Consider the following 3,522-nt stretch of genomic DNA (forward strand, 5'->3'; position numbering starts at 1 on the left):
GCGTAATCTGGGCACAGCGCGCACCCTGGTATTGGTGAACGGTCGTCGATATGTGGGCTCGAGCGCAGGCAGTTCGGAGGTAGATGTCAACCTGATTCCGGTGGAATGGCTCGATCGGGTTGAAATCATCACCGGCGGCGCATCGGCCGTTTATGGCGCCGATGCGGTCACGGGCGTGGTCAATTTCATCCTCAAGAAGAAATACGAAGGCGCCACGCTCAACGCCCAATATGGTACGACGCAGCATGGCGGCTTCGATCGCAAAAAGCTGGCGTTGACCGGAGGCATGAACTTCGCTGGCGACCGCGGCAATGTGGCGGTATCCGTCGAGCATAGCGATCAAGGCTCGCTGGAGTTTGCCGACCGATTCGGGCGCAAGTCCTACACGACCGTCCAGACACCGGACGGAGCAACCGATTCGGCGCTTATGAGCAACGCCGGAAGCTATACCGTGACCGACGGCGGCACCTTCTTTCTGGGCAACTCGGCGACGAACGTTGCCAATCGTTATGTATTCAATCCCGACGGCAGCGTTCGTCCGCAGCGCTTCGGCGGCATGTACGACAACGCCGGGCGTTGCAGCGATTGCGATAGCCTCCATACCAACCAGGTGCTTCAGCTGCAGCCGAAATACGGCCGCACCTCGATCAATAGCGTGGCAAGCTTCGATATCTCGCCGGAACACCGGCTGTACTTCGAAGGCAGCTTCAGCCATATCAATGTAAAGATCTGGCGCCAGCCGGCGTTCGGCAGCGGCGCCAATGCGTATACCATCATGCGCGATAACGCATATATCGATCCGGGCCTCGCCGCACTGATGGATGCCAATGGCCTGAACAGCATCGCTGTATCGCGCTTCGATGTCGATGCGGGACGCCGTGGCGAAGACACCACGCGCAACGTAACCCGCGGGGTGTTCGGCGCGAACGGCGTCATTGTCGACGATTGGGAATACGATGCGTCGCTGAACTACGGTGTCACCAGAGAAACGCGCTACAACCTCAATAACCGCATCAACGATCGCTTCCACGCATCGATCGATGCCGTGCGCGATCCGGCCACCGGGCAGATTGTCTGCCGCTCGAGCATCTCGCCCGGCTCGATCAACCCGCAGACCGGCGGCGTGCTCGACCCGATCGCACTGGGTGGCGGCTGTGTACCGACAAGCATTTTCGGCACCGGCGCGATCGATCCGGCCGCAGCGCAATGGTTCAACACCACCACCAGCACCAAGACGCGCATCACGCAGTTCGTTGGCGGCGGTAGCGTAACCAACAACAATCTATTCCAGATGCCTGGCGACGCAGGCGCCGCCAGCATGGCGATGGGCGTGGAATTCCGTCGCGAAACCAGCCGGCAAGTCACCGATCCGCTGGATGTGGCCGGTCTGACCTTCCTCAATGCGATCCAGCCAGCCAGCGGTGCCTACAACGTCAAGGAAGCTTATGCGGAAATGGCGTTGCCGGTGCTGGCAGATCGAATGGCAGTGAAGAACTTGACGTTCGATGCGGCGGTGCGCGCATCGGATTACAGTTCCATCGGTCGCACCAAGGCGTGGCGCTGGGGCCTGGATTGGTCGATCGACGATAACCTGCGCCTGCGCGGCACGATGTCGAGCGCTGTGCGTGCACCGAACATCGACGAGCTCTATAGCGGCCAGTCGGAGAACTTCTTCACCATCACCGACCCTTGCTCGGACAACCAGATCAGGAATGGCGCCAATCCGGCGGTCCGGAGGGCAAACTGCCAGGCGCTGGGTATTCCTCCGGGCTGGACCTCGGCCAATAGCGCAACCATCCGTGGCGTATCGGGCAGCAGTCCAGCCCTGCGTCCGGAAGTGGGCCGCACGTGGACTGCCGGCATGGTGCTCACGCCACAGTTCGCCCCCGGTCTCGGCGTCACCCTGGACTACTGGAACATCAAGCTCACCGACGCCATCAGCGCTCCGAGCGGCGCAGACATCGCCCGCCAGTGCGTCGACGCACCATCGGGCGTCGGCAACAGCTATTGCGGTAACGCGCAACGCGATCCGGTCACGCACGAACTGGTGTTCATCAATTCGACCGTCCAGAACATCTCGTCGCTGAGCACCTCGGGCATCGACATCGGCGCCTACTACAGCCACGACCTCGGTGCAGGCAGGATCCGCTTCAATCTGAATGCTTCGCGCGTTATCGGCTACACCGAGCATCCCTTCCAGGACGATCCGACGATCGCCATCGAACGCAACGGTACGCTGGGCTTTCCGAAGTGGAAGGGCACCCTTAGCACGACCTACACGCTCAAGGGCTGGACGTTCAACTGGAACACGCGTTATGCCTCGCGCATGTTACTGGTTGCCAACGAAAGCTATCGCTCCAACCCGATCCAGACTACGCCGATCCGAGCCGGCGCGAGCTTCTTCAACGACGTGCGTGCCAGCCATGCCTTCAAGAATAGCGGCTGGCAGGTCTACGCTGGCATTACCAACGTGTTCGACTGCGATCCGCCGGTCAACATGTTCGGCACGACCCCCGGCTCCGCGCTGTACGACACCTTGGGCCGCGGCTACTACGTGGGAGCAAACTACACATTCTGATCCGTTGCCTGGATCGAAAGGGCTGGGCATCCCAGCCCCTTTCTTTTGGGGGCCGACGTCCCCATATGGGGTTTTCTCCCCATATCGCAGGGCCTCTCATGACCGCTTCTACGCTCAAGATCGATTTCGTCTCCGACATCGTCTGTCCCTGGTGCGCGGTGGGCCTGAGTTCGCTGGAACTTGCGCTTGCCCAACTGGGCAACGAGGTCAAGGCGGACATCCATTTCCAACCGTTCGAGCTTAATCCCCAGATGGTTCCCGAGGGCGAGGATGTCATCGAGCACATCGCTCGCAAGTACGGCAGCACGCCGGCACAGGTGGCGCAGAACCGCGAAGCATTGCGCGAGCGTGGCTCCGCGGTCGGTTTTACTTTCAACATGGACAAGCGCGACCGCATCTACAACACCTTCGACGCGCACAGGTTGCTGCATTGGGCCGAGGAAGAAGGCAAGCAGGAAGCGTTGAAGAAAGCCTTGCTCAAGGCGTATTTCACCGACGGTGAAAATGTCGGCGCACGCGATACGTTGATCCATATTGCCGGTAGCGTTGGCCTCGACGAGACCGCAGCACGGCAGGTGCTGGATGAAAACCGTTATGCCGACGAAGTACGGGCCAGGGAACGCTTCTATCAATCCCAGGGCATCCATTCGGTGCCGTCGATCATCGTCAACGAGCGATATCTGATTCAGGGCGGTCAACCGCCGGAAGTGTTCGCCGAGACATTGCGCAAGATCGCTGCCGAACCGGTTTGATTGCCGTGCGGCTCGCGGCTTGGGGCCCAAAGAGGGCGAGGGAGGAGTAGCGAGGGCGCAAGCCCGAACGGCTGAGATTCGCCGAACGCGGCGGAAGCTTTTCTGTCGATGGCTTGCCAGTGCCCGTCGGCGGTCGTTATCGCGCCCCTCGCTACTTCTCCCTCGCCCCTCTTTCGCCTGCCGCAGGGACAC

General features: G+C 60.9%; 2 protein-coding genes. Both read left to right on the top strand.

Going from position 1 to position 3,522, the window contains the following annotated elements; genetic code table 11:
- Positions 1-2,578: TonB-dependent receptor domain-containing protein (locus tag VIM98_RS03170; RefSeq protein ID WP_331991643.1), on the top strand; the 2,578-nt coding region annotated here is incomplete at its 5' end.
- A gap of 98 nt (positions 2,579-2,676) precedes the next feature.
- Complete coding sequence (locus VIM98_RS03175) at positions 2,677-3,330, top strand: DsbA family oxidoreductase (protein WP_331991644.1); 654 nt, start codon at positions 2,677-2,679, stop codon at positions 3,328-3,330.
- The last annotated feature ends 192 nt before the right edge of the window (positions 3,331-3,522 follow it).

The organism is Dyella sp., assembly GCF_036568765.1.
Taxonomy (GTDB): Bacteria; Pseudomonadota; Gammaproteobacteria; order Xanthomonadales; family Rhodanobacteraceae; genus GSA-30.

Excerpts from the sequence above, each read along its gene's own strand:
- VIM98_RS03175 (WP_331991644.1), top strand. The coding sequence starts at position 2,677 with ATGACCGCTTCTACGCTCAAGATCGATTTCGTCTCCGACATCGTCTGT.